This window comes from Martinezella lusitana (assembly GCF_900094565.1).
GTDB lineage: Bacteria > Pseudomonadota > Alphaproteobacteria > Rhizobiales > Rhizobiaceae > Rhizobium > Rhizobium lusitanum.
Genome location: NZ_FMAF01000012.1, coordinates 150,522 through 168,240, shown reverse-complemented (window position 1 = coordinate 168,240; position 17,719 = coordinate 150,522). Strand labels below are relative to the sequence as shown.

17 protein-coding genes are annotated in these 17,719 nt (G+C 52.9%); 13 read left to right on the top strand and 4 right to left on the bottom strand.

The features are described 5' to 3' along the window. Positions 1–355: 355 nt before the first annotated feature. Positions 356–1,483 carry an ROK family transcriptional regulator gene (locus tag GA0061101_RS22780; RefSeq protein WP_092575002.1) on the top strand — a complete coding sequence of 376 codons (1,128 nt, stop codon included), beginning with the start codon at positions 356–358 and terminating at the stop codon, positions 1,481–1,483. Between the two features lie 141 nt (positions 1,484–1,624). After that, entirely contained in the window at positions 1,625–2,233 is a 609-nt protein-coding gene (locus GA0061101_RS22775; RefSeq protein WP_245297545.1) for a hypothetical protein, read from the top strand. Between the two features lie 49 nt (positions 2,234–2,282). On the opposite strand, the gene GA0061101_RS22770 is transcribed toward GA0061101_RS22775, so the two are convergent. Then, a complete protein-coding gene (locus GA0061101_RS22770; RefSeq protein ID WP_092575001.1) occupies positions 2,283–3,248 on the bottom strand; it encodes a DUF1402 family protein in 966 nt (321 codons plus the stop codon). A gap of 193 nt (positions 3,249–3,441) precedes the next feature. On the opposite strand from GA0061101_RS22770, the gene GA0061101_RS22765 reads away from it, so the two are divergent. Then, positions 3,442–3,783, top strand: coding sequence for a hypothetical protein (locus GA0061101_RS22765; RefSeq protein ID WP_245297544.1), 342 nt, complete (start codon positions 3,442–3,444; stop codon positions 3,781–3,783). Here GA0061101_RS22765 and GA0061101_RS22760 read toward each other — a convergent pair. Beyond that, positions 3,771–4,442, bottom strand: coding sequence for a transglutaminase-like cysteine peptidase (locus GA0061101_RS22760; RefSeq protein ID WP_092575029.1), 672 nt, complete (start codon positions 4,440–4,442; stop codon positions 3,771–3,773). The genes GA0061101_RS22765 and GA0061101_RS22760 overlap by 13 nt on opposite strands. A gap of 745 nt (positions 4,443–5,187) precedes the next feature. Between GA0061101_RS22760 and GA0061101_RS22755 the strand changes: the two genes are divergently transcribed. From GA0061101_RS22755 to GA0061101_RS22710, 10 genes are read left to right on the top strand one after another with little or no spacing between them, the layout of a single operon-like run. Continuing rightward, a complete protein-coding gene (locus GA0061101_RS22755) occupies positions 5,188–6,267 on the top strand; it encodes a class I SAM-dependent methyltransferase (RefSeq protein ID WP_092575000.1) in 1,080 nt (359 codons plus the stop codon). Next, on the top strand, positions 6,239–7,198 hold the full coding sequence (locus GA0061101_RS22750) for a glycosyltransferase family protein (RefSeq protein ID WP_141694113.1): 960 nt from the start codon (positions 6,239–6,241) through the stop codon (positions 7,196–7,198). The genes GA0061101_RS22755 and GA0061101_RS22750 overlap by 29 nt, the downstream gene beginning before the upstream one ends. 9 nt (positions 7,199–7,207) lie before the next feature. Next, positions 7,208–8,380, top strand: coding sequence for a glycosyltransferase family 4 protein (locus tag GA0061101_RS22745; protein ID WP_092574997.1), 1,173 nt, complete (start codon positions 7,208–7,210; stop codon positions 8,378–8,380). Positions 8,381–8,404: 24 nt separating this feature from the next. Further along, on the top strand, positions 8,405–9,700 hold the full coding sequence (locus GA0061101_RS22740; protein ID WP_092574996.1) for a glycosyltransferase family 4 protein: 1,296 nt from the start codon (positions 8,405–8,407) through the stop codon (positions 9,698–9,700). Next, positions 9,697–11,376, top strand: a complete 1,680-nt coding sequence (locus GA0061101_RS22735) for a hypothetical protein (RefSeq protein ID WP_092574994.1) — start codon at positions 9,697–9,699, stop codon at positions 11,374–11,376. Before GA0061101_RS22740 ends, GA0061101_RS22735 begins: the two co-directional genes overlap by 4 nt. Before the next feature lie 48 nt (positions 11,377–11,424). After that, positions 11,425–12,192, top strand: a complete 768-nt coding sequence (gene rfbF, locus GA0061101_RS22730) for a glucose-1-phosphate cytidylyltransferase (protein WP_092574992.1) — start codon at positions 11,425–11,427, stop codon at positions 12,190–12,192. A 2-nt stretch (positions 12,193–12,194) separates the two neighbouring features. Next, positions 12,195–13,271 (top strand): CDP-glucose 4,6-dehydratase, encoded by a 1,077-nt coding sequence (gene rfbG, locus GA0061101_RS22725; RefSeq protein WP_208865026.1) that lies wholly within the window; start codon positions 12,195–12,197, stop codon positions 13,269–13,271. Continuing rightward, positions 13,268–13,819, top strand: a complete 552-nt coding sequence (gene rfbC / locus GA0061101_RS22720; RefSeq protein WP_092574990.1) for a dTDP-4-dehydrorhamnose 3,5-epimerase — start codon at positions 13,268–13,270, stop codon at positions 13,817–13,819. Before rfbG ends, rfbC begins: the two co-directional genes overlap by 4 nt. Then, on the top strand, positions 13,816–15,042 hold the full coding sequence (locus tag GA0061101_RS22715; RefSeq protein ID WP_092574988.1) for a class I SAM-dependent methyltransferase: 1,227 nt from the start codon (positions 13,816–13,818) through the stop codon (positions 15,040–15,042). Before rfbC ends, GA0061101_RS22715 begins: the two co-directional genes overlap by 4 nt. Then, the gene (locus GA0061101_RS22710; protein WP_092574986.1) at positions 15,039–15,881 is read left to right on the top strand and encodes an NAD-dependent epimerase/dehydratase family protein; all 843 of its coding nucleotides are present in this window, start codon (positions 15,039–15,041) and stop codon (positions 15,879–15,881) included. Before GA0061101_RS22715 ends, GA0061101_RS22710 begins: the two co-directional genes overlap by 4 nt. Positions 15,882–15,967: 86 nt before the next feature. Here GA0061101_RS22710 and GA0061101_RS22705 read toward each other — a convergent pair whose 3' ends face one another. Together GA0061101_RS22705 and GA0061101_RS22700 are read right to left on the bottom strand one after the other, a co-directional pair. Beyond that, on the bottom strand, positions 15,968–16,711 hold the full coding sequence (locus GA0061101_RS22705; RefSeq protein ID WP_034511416.1) for an ABC transporter ATP-binding protein: 744 nt from the start codon (positions 16,709–16,711) through the stop codon (positions 15,968–15,970). A 37-nt stretch (positions 16,712–16,748) separates the two neighbouring features. Then, positions 16,749–17,570 (bottom strand): ABC transporter permease, encoded by an 822-nt coding sequence (locus GA0061101_RS22700; RefSeq protein WP_245297543.1) that lies wholly within the window; start codon positions 17,568–17,570, stop codon positions 16,749–16,751. Positions 17,571–17,719 lie beyond the last annotated feature (149 nt).

Below are 17,719 nucleotides of genomic sequence, written 5' to 3'. Positions count from 1 at the left end.
CAAGCTCCACCCTTGTCGCAAGCAAATCGTCGATGGAATCGGTAGACGTGCAGGATGTTGAAACGAGCAAAGCAGCTATACCTAGCAGCGCTGTCGATTTCATGCGTTTTGCCTGGATCTGCCTTCCTGGAATGGCCAGAAGACACGAGCACGCGATGGCAGCTGAATAGGATTGCAAGCAGGTTTCCAAACCATTCGAGGCCGAGGTAATGGATCGTCTCGAGAGATCTGTTTTGAAGCGTTCACGCTTCGAGAAAGCAGCCAAAAACTACTAGGTTGTTGTGACTGTCGCAGCAATCGTCCTATGGATCAGGTAACTGTCCACACGACCTAAGGCGGGATCGGGATTGAATTCATGGCTGCGTTTGAGAAATCTCCGTTGGCGAGCGAGAACGAACGCCTCATCCTCGACATCGTTCGTCGGCACGAGCCTATCGCGCGCGCGATGATCACGGCGCGCACCAATCTGACTCAGCAATCCGTGCATCGCTTGGTCGAGATTCTGATAGCAGCCGGCTTGCTCCGCGCGGCGGCACCGCTCAGGGGCACGCGCGGTCAGCCAAGCCCGACGATCAAGCTGGTGAAGGAGGCGGCCTATTCCGTCGGCATTTCCGTCAACACAGACGCCGTAACCCTATCTCTCGCCGATTTTGGCTGCAACATCATCGCGCAGCAGACGTTGGAGATGGTCCCGAGCGATCGCCGGGTAACGCTTGCAGCACTCTCGCAAACACTTGAGTCCCTTCTGAAGGAGCATGCCGTATCGCGTGATCGTCTTATCGGGCTTGGCTTCGCCATGTCAGGCTTCTTCGTTTCGGACAATCGCGCTTTCAACGCTCCGGAACCCTTAAGGGACTGGTCGCTGATCGACCTGCGACCCGAATTGGAAGGGGTCTTCGAGCTGCCCGCTTGGCTGGAGAACAATGCCACGACAGGCGCTATCGGCGAAAGCTTGCGCGGGGTCGGACTGTGGTGCTCCACCTTCGCCTACCTCTCCTTCAATTACGGATTTGGCGGCGGTCTTGTGTTGGAGGGTAAGCCCTATCTCGGCTTTCACGGTAATGCCGGAGAACTCAGTGCCATCTACACGTCCGAAGAGGCGCCACGACGACCGGCCCTGCAGTACCTGATCAACAGCTTGCGGAAGAATGGTATCGAGATAAGCTCCATCGAAGAGCTGCGGCAAAACTTCGATCCGACCTGGCCGGGCGTGGAAAGCTGGCTCGCCGATACCATGCCGACCCTCGATCGATTGATCGCGACGTTGATTGGCGTGCTCGATCCGCAAGCTATCGTCTTCGGCGGACAATTGCCACCGGAGCTCGGGCGGATGATGATTTCCCGCGTGAGCATGCCCTCCGAACGTCGTCATCGCTATGGAGTCGCCCCTGGCGAGGCGCAGTTAATCCTCAGTGAAACGAAGGGGGATGCTGCCGCCATTGGAGCGGCGCTCCTGCCGTTGAAATTCCGCTATTTCCTGTAGCGCGCGCCTCGATTGGCTCATACTTTGCTGGGCAATCTGGCTTTGGCACCCTGCTGAAGTGCTGAGGGGAGACGGCCATAGCCAACCGCTTGAAGTTAGCCTCGGTACTCGGCGCAGCCGGATTTTGCTGGACGATCACAATTGACACGCAAGACCGCAGTTCTTGTTGGTAACGGAAAACTGGAAAGTGATCTTTCGACAGTCGTGGACAACGCGCAGTTTATGATGCGTTTCAACGAGCCGAGTCTCGCCGACGACATGCGGCCCGCGCACGGACATGCTCATGCTGGCCGCATCGAGCACGGCGCTGCATCAGCGTTTGGCCAATCCGGCCCTTCTGGAGAATGCGGTGCTCAAGTCCACAAAAGTGATGATGCTCGCCTATCATCCCGAGATCACCCGCAAATGTCATCCTTGGACCAACATCCTGCAGCGCTTGACGGCAGAGGGGCCGATTGGGCGATGCAAACGATCAAGCGCACGGGTATTACCGGCAAGGAGATCCGTATCACGCCGCGCCATTCCATGTTGGCGCTTCCATGGAGCTCGGGCTTGCCCAATCCCGAACGCGCAAGGTCATTCCGAGCGCCGGCTTCGTCGGCATCTATTATGCACTCGCAAACTGTATCCGAATGGGATGCGAAATTATGCGGTTTAAGCTGGGAAGGAGGGAGATGGCATGAATGGCAAAATGAGCGCTCGTGGGCCGAGAATAAGATAATGACGAGCCGCGTCAGCTTGATAGCTTAAACCGCGCGACGTTAGCCAGCGGTAAATGCGGGCATGCCTGCGTTTGCCTCTACCGTCCCAGCAATCCACGCAACTCCGATAGCCGGTCATTGACCAGCCAGCCGTAGTAATTCTCCTCAGGCAGCTTCTTGCCACCGACAGCGTCTGCCGCCTGCCGCAAGGCCAGCGCCCGGCGACGCGGCTGCCCGACATTGTAAAGCGTAGCCGTCAGCCCCGGATTGTCCGTGATGTCGAAGCCCTGGTCACGGTAGGCGTCTATGGCATCCCTGACGATCGCTGCGATGTAGACGACGCTGCGCTCGGGATCCATGATGTCGTGGTAGATTGCCTGCGGATCGTCGGCTGATAATCTCGGCAAATCGCTCGTGGCGTGCACGAGATCGGTAACTTCGAGCGCGGTCAACGGGCTGATCTGGCCAAGGCCAAAGGTCTGTCCCGCAAAGAAGGGCTGGAAGAAAGCTCGTTGGAACGTCATGTTTTCATAGGTGACGCCGTCGATGACCCTACCGCGGAAACTCTTGTCCCAGGTCTCGTCGCGGCATTCCCACAATTCGGCGCTGCCCGTGAAGGCTTCGCAATGGGCGAATTCCGGCTTTTTCACAAAGGCTTGGACACTCACACCCTTGTAGCTGAAGGCGAAATCCGCCTGCGAATATGCAAGAGCCTTGACATAATAGGACTTCACCCTGTTGACGATTGTGATGTTGTACGTGTGTTCGCCGACCAGCGCGCCGACGATATGGACGGGGTCGATCTGATAGGTTTGCGCGGCCTTCCTGATCGAGGCCATCAGGTCTTTATCCTCACGAAGCACGCCGACGATCTTCTGGTATTTGTCCTCGTAGGTCGTATCGAAAGCCCTCGCTCGCAACGCCGATGTATTAGGTATCGGCGGCTGCACGCTGTTGCGATTGCCCGGAGGCACCCGCACCAATTCGTGGCCGAAGCAGGCGCTTGTCAGCATCAGAATGACAAGGAAGCTAAGCGCAGGGGTTTTCGACAGGCTTGTTCGCATTCGCAATGGCTTTCAAAATAGTCCCCGGCACCGGGATGATCTTCATATTCGATCGGCTCGCGAAGGCAAGGACACGTGCTTCTTTCGCCCGCCGAATCACAATAAACTTCCCGTAGATCAGCTTCCGGCTGCAGAGGCGCGTAGCAGTGCTGCTGGAGCGCGCTGTAAACCCGCCCGGTGATTATTGGAGAGGATGCCCGTGAAACATCTTTTGATGGCTGGTGGTATCTTGCTTGTGGCAGCTCCGGGCGAGGCGGTACCGACGATCGCCGATGTTCCGGCTCTTGCGAAGGCCGCGGTCGCGAGACGCATCGACGTGCCGGCTTCCGCCATTCACATCTTGGCCGCCAAGCCGAGTTCGAAAATGCCCGGTTTCGTCGTCTGCGGCCGCGTTGATGGCACTTCCGGCCCGGGAGGGGAAAGCACTCCGGAAGCGGAGCGTTTTTTTGTCATCATACCCGGCGATTTCGCCATATTGGACCAGGACGGCAAAAGCCTTGTTGACACCTATTGGTTCGAAAATCACTGCGAATGAGCCGTCAGCGCCTTGCTGGTCATGGCGAGTTCTTCCGGCGTGCGGCCCGATTCCAGCCGGACCCAGCTTTTCGGATTGGCGGCGGATTGGCGCTTGATGAACGTATAGCCGGCCCCTGCCCAGGTCTTGATGGAGTCGGTTAGATTGTCGAGGATCAGATCGCCGTCATTCGTCCGGGCCATCAAAACGAGATGTCCCTCATTGTGCGTATCGAGGACGACGGTTAACAGCAGCGCCGAGCGCGGCCAGCCGGCTTCTACAAGCAGCTTCTTTTTCAGAAGGACATAGTCGTTGCAATTGCCGGCGCCGTCGTCCGGATAGGTCCACCAATTGATGATACCGAGCTTGTAGATTCCGTAATGATCATTGTCGCCGATGCCCCGGATCTCGTGATTGACAAGGCTGTTGATCTGCTTCAGTTGCGCCCAGCGCTCCTGGTTGATCGTGACAAATTCTTCACTCTCCTGGCCGGGCACGCATTCCGCAGGCTGCGCCGCGCAGAAGGCGGTCCAGCCGATGGGCGCACTGGCATCGGTGATGATACGGGCAAACTGATGCGCCTCAGTGGTAGCATTCGCGACGGGTTTTGCTGTGGTCGCTGTCGAAAACAGCAGGCCGGCAACGAAGAGAAAGTTGGCAGTAACAAGGAATGAACGCATATTCGGCTCCATGAATGCGATTCATGAAATCCGATGCGGTCAAATTTATTCAGAAGAAGATTACTCGCATTTTAGCAAAGCTGCGTTTTTTACGATCTTGGCTGTCGTATGCTAGGGTTGGAGCGACGCGGCTGCAATATTGTGAGCTCTCTCGAAGAGGGACATGAAATCCGACGCGCCCCAGAGTTATATTCCTAGTTGCTTAAGCAGTCAGTCGGAGGGACCAAACTTTGCCATTCAGCACCGACCGAGGTTGGCAGATCTCTACCCTACATACCAATTCCGCGAACCGCTTTGTGGCCGAGAGCAATTCACATTTCCGACATGGTTGAGACATATTGTAAGCTGTTAAACCCTCGAAGGTGCGCCCAGTTCAAAGTGCCATATTTTTTCCCTGAAAGGCCGATACGTGCATGAAATTGTCAACGTTCTGCGATCACATGCGCTCTAAATTTGAGCGAGTATCTTACACGACGGGGACTCTTATCCACGGCGAAAGCGGCGTTTGCAGATAACTTCAGTTCGCCGGTACAATATAGGATACGCATGAGCTCGCGTTTAAGGTCGTGTCCGAAATGAACCTTCTATGCTTCCCAACGAGCAATATTTGGTTATGGTCGCAGATGGTCGTGTCGTGCGGTGTTTCGTAATGTCTTGAAGGTGGGTGCATGGAGACGCTGTTTCAGGAAGTGTGCTTAGGATGAAAAAGCGTTGCACCAAATTGTACTCGTGTCGGTTCTAGTCAATGAAAAATGAATCACTACAGCATATTTTCACCAACGGCGAAAAGTCCTCGGACAAATGGGCTCTTTACCTGGATGTTTACGAGGATTTGTTTGCGCCGTTTCGCGAACGACCGATTTCAATTTTGGAGATCGGGATTCAGAATGGCGGCTTTACAGAAGTTTTGGCTGCCTACTTCCCGAACGCGACGCAGATCGTGGGATGTGATATCGACCCGAAGTCCGGGGAGCTCGTTTTCAGTGATCCTCGCATATCGGTAGTCGTCGGTGACGCGTCCGCCGCTGAGGCGGCCGCGCGTATAAATTCTATTTCAGCTGAGTTCGATATCATCATTGATGATGGGTCACACACCTCTAAGGACATCGTCGCTGCGTTCTGCCACTATTTCCCAAAGCTGCGTGAAGGCGGTTTATTTGTCGCCGAAGATCTGCATTGTAGCTATTGGTATGAGTATGAAGGTGGTCTTGCTCATCCGTTCTCATCGATGAGCTTTTTCAAGCTTCTTACGGATATTATTAATTTCGAACATTGGGGTATCTCGCAGTCAAGGACGCGTCTTGTGCAGGATATGCTGCATCATTACGGCTTTGCGATTGCTGAAGACGAGCTTGCAAAGATATCTTCCGTCGAATTTTTCAATTCTATGAGCGTTGTCCGAAAGAAGGCAGCCTCGTCGGTTACGCTTGGGAAACGACTTGTGACCGGAAACCAGTTTTCGGTTGCAGACAATGCGCGTTTCAATCTGGGCGATGCTTTGCGAAACGATCAACACGGCAATCCTTATTCTGATCTCGATTTGATAAGCAATAAGCACGTTTTTGGTATTCTCGCCGGCGTACTTTTACACTTGGATGCCTCAAAATTTGAGCGGGCGCAAATCGCGGAGCGTCTTGATGCTATCGAAAGCGAAACGGCGGCACGCCTCGGCGCTATCGAAGATAAGGTCATGCAGGCCACCACAATACAGCACGCCGAAATATTGGAGAGGCTGGCTGCGCTCGCAGCTGGAGTAGAAGAGAGCAAGCGCCCGCGGACATTTTTCGAATGGCTGCGTGCAAAGCTCCGACAGGGGCGTCGCTAAAGGTTGGTATGACGTGATCCATATTCCAGTTCAAATATTGTCGAATGCGGTAGAGTTCGAGCGTTACATCGAGGATTGTGTTCTTGCCCTGCGCCAGCAAAATGGAGTTGGCAAGCAATACAAACTTACTGCCAATATCGTGGCATATGAGCCGGTGCAGGCAGCTACGATTGCGCGAGTTAAGGCGCTCTCAAGCGATCATTTTATGGCGAATGTGATCATCATAGACCGAAATTGCGGCTATGGCGAAAAGCAGAATTTGATTTGGAGAGAGTACACGAAGAAACTGGTCGAGCCTTTTGACGCGTTCATAACCATGAATCCGGACATGATCCTCATGCCCGATGTTCTCGATAAGCTATATTCGACCTTCATCAGTAGTGCCGGTCGCGCAAATATCGTCGAAGCCCGACAGTTTCCAATCGAAAATCCGCCAAGGGCCTTTGACCACGAGACGCTGGAGGTCAATTGGTGCAGCGGGGCCTGCATACTTATCTCCGCTGCTTTTTTTGAGCGCGCGAAAGGGTTCGACGAGGCGATCTACCTTTATTGCGAAGATGTCGATCTTAGCTGGCGAGCCTGGCTGGATGGGGGATTGTGTCTCTATCGTCACGATGCCGTTGTTGCACACATGACGCGCGGTATCTTCGAGGCACGCTACAATTCTCATTCGGTGGCCACTCATGAATTCAACATGGCATTGAGCCATCTGATCCTCACATGGAAGTATTTTTCGGCGAACGAAGGGGCACTTGCATCCAAGATGAAATTGTTCTGGGATAATCAGTGGATTGCGCGCCATACGAAGGAAGCTGCACTTGCTCAGCTCGAGGCTATTAAGCCAAGAATCGAGCGTTTTGCCCAAAGCCATCCCAGAATTGATATCCTTGATTTTGGCCTATATTCTGACATGAGACCCAATCTGATCTGAGGTACGCCATTGAAGATCTCATTTGACGGCTATGCCCTCAGATTTCCACGCACCGGCATAGTAAATTATGGTTATGCCGTTGCTCGCGGCTATCGTGAACGCCTTGCTCCTGAAGATTTCAGGATTCTTATAGGGGATCGTAATGTTACGGACCCGGAGATTGCAGCGTTTCTGCAACGCGGCGACGTCGTTGCCATCTTGGAGGGGAATAAAGAAACTATCGTCGAGAAAATCCGACGTAAGTGGGCCGGAAATTCCTTTCGAAATTATATGCCAGGCCTCGGTTCGGCAATTGCCAAGGCGACAGAGCATTCTGATGTTTATCATTGCATTGACTGGTTTTTTGAGCCTCCGTCAAAGACGAGGTTCAATGCGATTACTTACTTCGACTTAACGACGACCTTATTTCCTCAATTTCATGAGGAACTGAACATCACAAAAGAACGCATGAAAATGAAGCGTTTGGCGGACTTCGATCATGTATTTTGCATTTCTGCAGCGACAAGAAATGATCTTTTGAATCATGCCGATGTAAGTCCAGACAAAGTGAGCGTGAACTATATCGATGCTGATCCGATTTTCGATCGGGGTATATTCTCTGAGCGCGAGCCGTTTCTCGCGAAGTTCGGCATTCCGCCAGGTCATCGCTACTTATTGTCGGTATCGACAATTGAACCGCGAAAGAACTTCCAGCAAGTCCTGGATGCGTTTGGCGCGTTCATTCGTGCGAATCCGAAGGAGCCCTATGTCTTGGTCTGTACGGGAATGTGGGGTTGGAAGAACGACGATCTGAAAGATTATCTTGCAAAATGTGGATTTGCGGACCGCGTGATTTTTACCGGTTTTGCCGATCTGGCGGACTTGCCATCCCTATACCATCATGCGGACTGCTTTCTATATCTTTCCCTTTATGAAGGATTTGGTCTGCCTATTTTGGAAGCCATGAAATCGGGATGCCCCGTGATCTGCTCTGACACATCATCTATGCCGGAGGTTATTGGGGATGCGGGAGCTCTGGTCTCACCATCTGATATCGAAGGCACGGCAAAGGCAATCGAAGCGATCGTGCATGTTCCTGCAAATGCTGACAAGATGAGGGCTGACGGTCTGATGCGAAGCAGAAATTTCTCGTGGGATCATCATCTTGATCGCTTGATGCAAGTCTATGCTCAGGCCTTATAAGTCCTACAACAGAGGTGTTTGCGGATGGCCTTGAAGATTGGCTTTCTGACGGAAAGATTGCTTTTGGGCTACGGTGTCGATCTCGTAGTGCATGAGTATGCGTGCTTCCTCACCAAAAGAGGCTACGATGTTAGCGTTTTTTGTCAGCGGCTCGATAGTTCCGTTCCCCGACCCTACAATGTGATCGACCTATCGGCTGAAAAAGAAGTTGCCATGACCAGCTCCGCTTCCCGCAACACAGTGGTCCTGGCGGATTATTTCAACCGGTCTGACAATGATGTCTGGGTCGTCAATACGTCGCCATTCTATGACGTCATGCCGTTGTTGCGCTCCCCTGTAGTGGCTATCGAATACGGAACTCCGCCGGCTCGTTTTTTTGGACTGGAAATTGGGCGCAATCTTGACGCTTCCGTTTCATATCGTTTCAAGAACGTATTTCCCAAACTTCGTGCTCAGGACAAGATCCTATGCATTTCCCGCAGTATCCAGAACTGGTTACCGGAAAGATTGCGCGGCTTGTCAGAAGTCGTCTATCTCGGCTGTGATCACTACCAAAGAGCGACACCTGAACAAGCTCGCAAGTTCCGGGAGGATCTGGAACTTGAAGCCGATAGTGTCCTTGTGCTCTGGGTTGGGCGTGTTCAGGCCAAGAATGACGAACAGCCATATAAGGGGTTCTCAGAATTTCTCGAGCTTGCCGCTCGCGCAAGATCCCAGCAGCCGACGCTTCGATTTGTCGTTGTTGGCAGAGGAGGAGACGACGAGGCGAAATTGCTGCGTTCCCGCGGCATCGAGTGTTGTCTCAATCTACCGGCTAGCCGCATGGGGGCGGCATTTGCTGGCAGTGACATTTTCGTCAGTACGTCACATTGGGAAGGGTTGAATTTGCCCCTGCTCGAGGCTCAGTATCAGGGCACGCCCGTGATGGCATACAAACTTGGCCCTCATACCGAGGTCGTTTGCGACAACGAGACGGGTATTCTCGTTGATAGCGCTGAGGACTTGCTGAAGAAATTATTGTTGCTTGCCAACGATAGGAACTTGCGACAGCGGTTGGCGTCACATGCACGGGCCTTTGCAGCAGGTTTTAGCTGGGAAAAGAGTGCCGTTGAGCTGGAGGCTGCACTGCGCGCTGCGGCTCATTCCGATAAGGATAGCAAGACAAACCAACCTGCCATTGATCTACGTGGGCGCGGGACCTTCTCATTTTTGCTGAGAGACACTTACAATCGTCATGGATTTTTGTTTTTCTTGAAAAGAGCTGCTCTTTCCCTACGCGTCCGTCTGCGGCGATTTCTTAGATTCGGGAGTAGCTTTTGATATCCATATCACTCGATGATTTCGTGCTTTCCATTCTTGTTGGAGAGCACCATCAAGCAACGGCGGCGACATTAGAGTGCCTCGACCAGTGGCGAATAAGAAGCGCGATCACAGTCGATCTCGTCGTCAACCACAATTCTCAGCTCGACTACTTCACATATTTGGAGCAGGTGAGGGAGCGCCATCCAGGCAAGCATCTGCTTATTATGCATGCAGATATCTATTTCGCGGAGGATTTCCTGCATCGGTTGATCGAGCAGATTGCCTTTATCGAAGAGGCCGGCTTGGCCTGGGGACTGCTAGGTCCAGCGGGCGTCAGCTATCCATATTTCAAAATCGTTCGAAATATGGTTGATTATCACGGAATTCTCTATCCCTTCCCATATCCGTTGCCAGCCGTACACCTTGATGGTCACCTGCTCGTAATCCACAAGGATCTCGTTTTCGACTTCAATAAGGATTATCGGGGCTTCCATCACTACGACACGTTGCTTTGCATCCGCTCTTGGTCCCAGAGCTTACCCGTTTTCGTCATCAATCTTCCCCTCCGACATCTTGGTCAGGGTAATGTCGCGGAATGGCAGGAACGTTCTGACGCGCTTGGTCGGGATTTAGGAAGAGTTTATGGCAACAAGACAATTGTAACGTCGATGGGCCCGGTAGAACTCGATGTAGAACCCGGCGTAACGCGTGATTTCTACAAACAAGAGGTAGAGTCTACGCTGGCTCGCCTGTTCCATCATCGCACGTTACAAGACGTCACGCTCGTTTTACGCTGTGACGATGCGAGCGAAAGCAGCTTCGGGGAGGCATTGCTCAGCGTTTGCGGTCAGTTTGATAAACCGTCACAGGTGATCGTGCTCTGTTCAGACCGACTACGCAAATCTTTGGAGCTGGAGTGCAGCTACTTCGGCATGTTTGTTGACATTCGCATCTTGTCAGCACATCCGGCGACGACCGTATCTTCCGAAGATGTGCTAATGGGATGCGGCGATGAAATAGCCGCGCTATTGCCGACGTCTGGGCTGGTTTCCTTTCTTGATGCTACGACGTCGTTGTTCCCAAATTACGTTCGGGACGCGCGCCAATTTCATGTCTTAGGCGCGGGTGTCGAGAATGTCGTCGCTGTCCTCGACATGAATTATGCAGTTCTCGAAAGCAAGAGACAGGACGCTGAGCTCGAGCCTAGGCTCATTGAGGGGTGGAAGACCGAAACCATCGAAGATATCGTTTCCGGCGGGATCATCCCGCTGGCTTCCTTCGTTATGCCAATCGGAATCTTCCGTTCCGTTTTTAACGATCATAAGGGCGGTGCGCTCAGCGAAAGGGTCTTTGTATTTAGGCTGGTCGCGCGCGCTCGCGTCTTTTTCTTAAGGAGACTAGGCGGTTACCTGCGAACAACTCTAAAACAGTTGTCCGCCGACGCGGGGCCACTTGTCGAGATTGCAATCCAGGGCGAATTCTTGCGCTCTTCCTATCCCTTTGCATATCTCTGGATGAAGCGGCACGCCAGCGCAGCGCCAGCACCTGTGCAGATACCCACTTTTGGAGCCGTGCATCTCTCTCGAGAGCAGTTGCTTGTAACCAAACTTGCACAGTATCCGCGCATTGTCGATGGCATTTTTATGCTCCACGGCTTATTGAAGCGCTTGCGAAAGCGGGTCTTTATAAGATAAGCGCGATTTGCAGACACCAGCAGCTATTGGACAGATAGGGGATATTTGATGAAGGCGGTCATTCTGGCGGGCGGATTTGGAACGCGAATCAGCGAAGAGTCGCACCTGCGTCCGAAGCCGATGATCGAGGTCGGTGGCAAGCCGATCTTGTGGCACATTATGAAGATGTATTCGCACTATGGCATCAATGATTTTATTATCTGCCTCGGATATAAGGGATATGTAATCAAGGAGTATTTCTCCAACTATTTCCTGCATATGTCCGATGTCACTTTCCGTATGCAGTCGAATGAAATCGAAATACATCAGCGTAACGCTGAACCTTGGAATGTCACACTTATCGATACGGGTGAAAAGTCGATGACGGGCGGTCGCTTGAAGCGTGTTGAGCGTTATTTGCACGACGACACCTTCTGCTTTACCTACGGCGATGGTGTTTCGGATATCGACATAGCGGCACTTATTGCTCATCACCGCGCCGCCGGCCGTAAGGCGACGGTGACTGCCATTCAGCCGCCTGGCCGCTATGGCTCGCTCCTGATCGAAAATGGCGCAGTTCATCAATTTCAGGAAAAACCTGCCGGTGACGGCGTTTGGATCAATGGCGGCTTCTTTGTCCTGGAGCCCTCAGTCATCGACTATATCGATGGTGATCTAACGGTGTGGGAACAGGACCCGCTGCAGGCACTTGCACGCGAAGATCAATTATCAGCCTATAAACACACCGGCTTCTGGCAGGCCATGGATACGCTGCGTGAAAAGAATTTGCTTGAAGAGATGTGGGCGTCTGGTCAGGCTCCCTGGAAGAGCTGGTAGGCATGTTTAACAACGTTTATAAGAACCGGAAGGTTCTGGTTACGGGCCATACCGGCTTTAAGGGCAGCTGGCTTTGCCTGTGGCTGCGTATGCTTGGTGCTGAGCCGGTCGGTCTTGCTTTGCCACCCGAGACACAGCCAAGTCACTGGGATCTGCTGGGTTTGGACATGCGATCCGAGTATGTCGATATCCGAGATCGCGTCAAAGTTCGCGAGATCGTTGAAGACAGCCAAGCTGAGATTGTTTTCCATCTTGCGGCGCAGCCGCTTGTTCGACGCTCTTACCGTGAGCCCATTGAAACATGGGATGTCAACGTCACGGGAACGGTCAATGTTCTTGACGCGTGTCGCAATAGCAGCACCGTCAAAGCCATTGTCTCGGTAACCACCGATAAGTGCTATGAGAATAACGAATGGGTTTGGGGATACCGAGAAACCGATCGATTAGGCGGGCACGATCCGTACAGCGCCTCGAAAGCAGCAGCTGAGATTGCAGCCGCGAGCTACCGCCGGTCGTTTTTGGATAAGGGCAATCAGCTGCTTGCAACCGCGCGTGCGGGCAATGTAATCGGCGGCGGTGATTGGTCGGAGGACCGGCTTATTCCTGATTTGGTTCGAGCGGTAAAGTCAGGCCAGAACCTGGAAATCCGCTCACCAGCGGCGACCCGTCCTTGGCAGCACGTTTTGGAATGCCTATCCGGTTACCTCATGCTAGGTGAAGTGTTGCTGTCAGGCGAGCGCAAAGCGGCGGAAGCATGGAACTTCGGCCCTGAGAAAGAGGGGAACCGCCCGGTGGAGCAGGTGCTCCAAGCCGTCAAGGCACAGTGGCCGGCAGTGGAGTGGCATCGTTCGGCGTCACCACAACCGCATGAGGCCAACCTCCTTTATCTCGACAGTAGCAAGGCGCGCGAACTGCTGCGATGGCGGCCGGTTCTCTCCTTTGAGGAAACCGTTGAGATGACAGCTTCCTGGTATCAGGAGTTCATCGAGAATGAAGCGGTCTCCTCGATCCGGCAGCTGGAACAATATTGTGCGCTTGCCTCGCAGAGGGGCGTTGCCTGGTCTGGGGCTGCTGCATGAAATTGATCGAGACCGAAATTGAAGGACTGTTTATCGCCGAAACTACGGTCATTGGCGATGAGCGTGGGACGTTTTCGCGGGTCTTCTGCCAAGAAGAGCTTGGTGACGCGCTTGGTGATCGGGTCATCCGCCAGGCGAATGTGTCAATGACGGCTGCCGTTGGTGCGGTGCGTGGCATGCATTTTCAGTATGCGCCACGTGCCGAGACAAAAATTGTCCGTTGCATTGAGGGGCAGGTTTACGATGTCGCGGTCGACTTGCGGCGCGGATCCCCAACATTCTTGCAATGGCATGGCGTCGAGCTTTCTTCTGAGAATGGTCTCGCTTTCATAATCCCCGAGGGATGTGCACATGGATTTCAAGTGTTGAAAGCCAATTCGCGTCTTCTCTATCTGCATACCGAGTTTTATTCTCCGGCACACGAAGGCGGCGTCCGCTATGACGAGCCGCGGGTCGGTATAGCATGGCCATTGCCGCCAGTTCATCTTTCATCCAGGGATGTCGGTCATCCCTTTCTTGACGCAAATTTCCACGGAGTTGATCTATGAAGTGCCGCCATTGTGCAAACGAACTCAGGTTTGTCTTCCTGGACCTTGGTCACGCTCCCGCCTCGAACGACTATCTCAGTGTCGCAGATTTGACGCGCTCAGAAATTTACAACCCGTTGCGCCTTTTTGTCTGTGACGAGTGCTGGTTGGTCCAGACCGACGACTATAAGAAGGCCGAGGATCTCTTTGCTCGTGACTACGCGTATTTTTCCTCAACGTCGCAAAGCTGGCTGCGTCATGCTCAAGCCTATAGCGATGCTATCGAGAAGCGCCTTGGATTGTCGTCGAACAGCTTTGTTATCGAGGTTGCGTCCAATGATGGATATCTTCTGAAAAACTTCGTGGCTAAGGGAATCCCGTGTCTCGGTATCGAGCCGACGGACAGCACTGCGGATGCTGCCGAGAAGCTCGGCGTGCCAACGCTTAGGCAGTTTTTCGGCGCTGAAACGGCACGGACTTTGGTGAAGGAAGGCCGTTCCGCCGATCTGATTTGCGGCAATAACGTCTATGCGCACGTGCCCGATATCAACGATTTCACGGCTGGGCTTGAAATCGTTCTCAAGCCCGGTGGAACGGTAACGCTCGAGTTTCCGCATTTGATGCGGCTCATGGAGAGCGTTCAGTTTGATACCGTGTATCACGAGCATTTTTCGTACCTTTCGCTTGGTGCCGTAAAGCGAATTTTTGAGCGCGCCGGGTTGCGGCTGTTCGACGTGGAGGAAATTCCCACCCACGGTGGAAGCTTGCGAGTCTATGGTTGCCGCACTGCGGACACGCGCGATACATCGCCTCACGTGGCTGAAGTGCTGCGGCGCGAGGAAGAGTTTGGTTTAAGCAAAGTCGACACCTATTTGGACTTCCAGGATAAAGCGAACGCCATCAAGGATGAGTTCCTCTCCTTTCTGCTGGAGCAGAAGAAAAAGGGTAAGATTGTCGCTGCCTATGGTGCCGCCGCAAAGGGCAACACTTTAATGAACTATGCCGGGCTGAAGACGGACCTCATTCAGTTCGTATGTGATGCTGCGCCGTCGAAGCAGGGGAAGTTCATGCCGGGCAGTCATATCCCGATACTTCATCCCGACGAGCTGAAGGCCCGCAAGCCTGATTGGGTTGTAATCCTGCCTTGGAACATTGCCGAAGAGGTGGCTGGGGCGCAGTCTGTTATTCGTAGCTGGGGTGGTCAGTTTGTGGTGGCCATTCCCAAGCTGACTGTGCTGCAGTGAAGATCGCCGTATCTGGGGCCACTGGCTTTGTGGGCGGGCATGTCGTAGCCCGCCTCCTTGCCGAAGGGCACGAGATCACAGCTATCGCTCGAGATGCGAGCAAAGCTGCGAAAATGTCCTGGTCGGACAAGGTCAAATTCGTGAGCTGTGATCTGTATATCGATCCGGAATCGCTTGCTGCGAGGATGGATCGGCCCGACGTATTTGTTCACCTCGCTTGGCCTGGTCTTCCCGACTATCGTGGGCTGTTCAATCTCACGCATAATCTTGGGGCCGAAATAGCCTTGTTCCAGAGGCTTGTCGAATGGGGTTTGCCTCATTTGGTCGTCGCCGGGACTTGCCTTGAATATGGATTGCAGTTCGGTCCTTTGGCTGAAGACGCGGAAACAAGGCCGACTACACCCTACGGGCTGGCCAAGGATACGGTTCGAAAAACCCTTCAGCTGATGCAAAAAACGCAGCCGTTCACATTGCAGTGGATGCGTCTGTTCTACATGTATGGGCCAGGCCAGTCGGAAAGAAGCCTCCTATCGCAGCTTGATAAAGCGCTCGCGGAAAAGCGGCCGTCATTCGATATGTCACCAGGCGATCAGCTTCGTGATTATCTTCCGATAGAGGAGGTTGCCGAGCGTTTTGCGCGTGTGATCATGCGACCAGACGTTTCGGGTGTGATAAATTGCTGTAGTGGACGTCCCACTTCAGTGTTCGACTTGGTTGATCGACATCTACGGGCGAATTCAGGCTCCATTCGACTGAACCGTGGTGTTTATGGCTATCCCGATTACGAAGCACTTGCCTTTTGGGGAATTCCCGACAAATTGAGAACGCTTGGCTTTTGAACAATAAGATCCAAGCTTTGTCCCCGAGAGTTAATGTACTTTCTCAGCGGCGACGCCTGCGGGCTTCGCCGAAGAGACGCGCTTGGTTACGGGCCGAAATAGGCGTCCAGCACTTCGCTCGGTGCGCCATCCATCCGCACTTTGCCGTGTTCAAGCCACACCACTCTGTTGCAATTTTTTGCCAGAAGATCCTTGGCGTGACTAGCGATCACGAGAATCTGGGTCTTTTCAACAAGCTCGTTTAAACGCTGGTTGGCTTTGGCCTTGAATCCCTCGTCGCCTGTCGCCAGCCATTCATCCATGATCAGGATTTCGGGTTGAAGAATGGTGGAGATAGAAAATGCCAATCGCAATTGCATGCCTGACGAATAGGTGCGAACCGGCATTTCAAGGAAATCACCCAACTCGCTAAAGTCCTCGATTTCCTGCAGCCTTTCCTTCATCTCTTCCTTTTTGAAGCCCAATAGAGCGCCCCGAAGAAAAATATTCTGACGCCCTGTGGCTTCTGGGTCGATCCCGAGAGAGATGTTGATGAGGGATGTGCATTTGCCTCTTATGTCGACCTTGCCCGAAGTCGGTGCATAAACGCCCGTCAGCACGCGCAGAAGTGTCGTCTTGCCCGAGCCATTGTGGCCTATGAGACCAATCCGGTCATGCCGGCTCAGTTCGATATTGATATTGTCCAGTCCGCGGACGACGACGACACCGCCACTTTCAGAGTTGATCGAGCCACCAGTCGCCATTTTCATAACGCGATTTTTGAGCGACCTGCCGCGCGCGTTATAGATCGGGAAGTCGACTGTGACATTCTGTAGAGAGATGGATGTCATAATTGCCTGCGTTTTCTGAGATGTCTGGTTTCTTTGCTCACAGCCAGTAGGCAATGCGGGCTCTGTATTTTTTCAATAGAAGAAGCGCGAAAGACCAGCCGACAATCGCTATGCCGATAGCAACAACCCAGTTTGCTGCTGTAACAGTTTGCCCAAGAAGCGGATTTCTGACGACCGAAATCATGTGAAAGAAGGGGTTGTAGTCGAGCATGACATGCGATGCACGTTGCGGCAAATGGTCCGGCATCCACATGATCGGGGTGACGTACATCATCACTTGCATGATGTTCTGCACAATTTGGGTCAGGTCGCGATAGCGAGTGCATAGGATCGCCAGCGTCAATGCGATCCAAGTCATATTTAACGTCACGATGAAGAATCCTGGCACTATCAATAGTGCCGAAAGCCCTATGGATTTCCAGAATATTAGCAGAACGATCGGAAATATAACCAGGTTATGCGCGAGTATTACGGAATTTCGATACCATACTCTCAAAATGTATGTGAAGAATGGTAGATCCAATTGCAGTATTATATCGCTATTGGATATAAATCCGGAGCACCCCTCGCTGACGATCTGCGTGTAATAACCCCAAAAAATCAGGCCAACGCATATGAAGGGAAGAAACTCGCTCATAGGCGTATTGAAGATCGTGCCGAAAACGAGACCTAGTGCTCCGATCAAGACCCCCATGTTGATGGTGAGCCAGAACGCGCCGATCCTGGATCGTCTGTAGCGCTGCGCCACATCTTGCCATCCGAGCAAAGCAGCCAGGCGGAAATTCGATAAGGCTTCCGTAATATCCCACACGGCGCCGTGATAAGGCACTTCGTTACTTGCGATTTTCAGATTTCTCACCGGCAATCCATTTTCAGCTTCGTCTTCTGCTTCAGCAACAAAGACATGCGATCATTTTTAAGGCGAACCCCTAGCAAAGCATGGAAACCGAGAATAGCCCCCTTATGCAAATTTACCCAAAAACGGGTATCGCGACGCCTCATTGTGGA

Bases quoted from the DNA above. Each gene is read 5' to 3' on its own strand.
- GA0061101_RS22755 (WP_092575000.1), top strand. From the start codon at position 5,188: ATGAAAAATGAATCACTACAGCATATTTTCACCAACGGCGAAAAGTCC.
- GA0061101_RS22770 (WP_092575001.1), bottom strand. From the start codon at position 3,248: ATGCGAACAAGCCTGTCGAAAACCCCTGCGCTTAGCTTCCTTGTCATT.
- GA0061101_RS22705 (WP_034511416.1), bottom strand. From the start codon at position 16,711: ATGACATCCATCTCTCTACAGAATGTCACAGTCGACTTCCCGATCTAT.
- GA0061101_RS22780 (WP_092575002.1), top strand. From the start codon at position 356: ATGGCTGCGTTTGAGAAATCTCCGTTGGCGAGCGAGAACGAACGCCTC.
- rfbF (WP_092574992.1), top strand. From the start codon at position 11,425: ATGAAGGCGGTCATTCTGGCGGGCGGATTTGGAACGCGAATCAGCGAA.
- rfbG (WP_208865026.1), top strand. From the start codon at position 12,195: ATGTTTAACAACGTTTATAAGAACCGGAAGGTTCTGGTTACGGGCCAT.
- rfbC (WP_092574990.1), top strand. From the start codon at position 13,268: ATGAAATTGATCGAGACCGAAATTGAAGGACTGTTTATCGCCGAAACT.
- GA0061101_RS22760 (WP_092575029.1), bottom strand. From the start codon at position 4,442: ATGCGTTCATTCCTTGTTACTGCCAACTTTCTCTTCGTTGCCGGCCTG.
- GA0061101_RS22765 (WP_245297544.1), top strand. From the start codon at position 3,442: ATGCCCGTGAAACATCTTTTGATGGCTGGTGGTATCTTGCTTGTGGCA.
- GA0061101_RS22740 (WP_092574996.1), top strand. From the start codon at position 8,405: ATGGCCTTGAAGATTGGCTTTCTGACGGAAAGATTGCTTTTGGGCTAC.
- GA0061101_RS22715 (WP_092574988.1), top strand. From the start codon at position 13,816: ATGAAGTGCCGCCATTGTGCAAACGAACTCAGGTTTGTCTTCCTGGAC.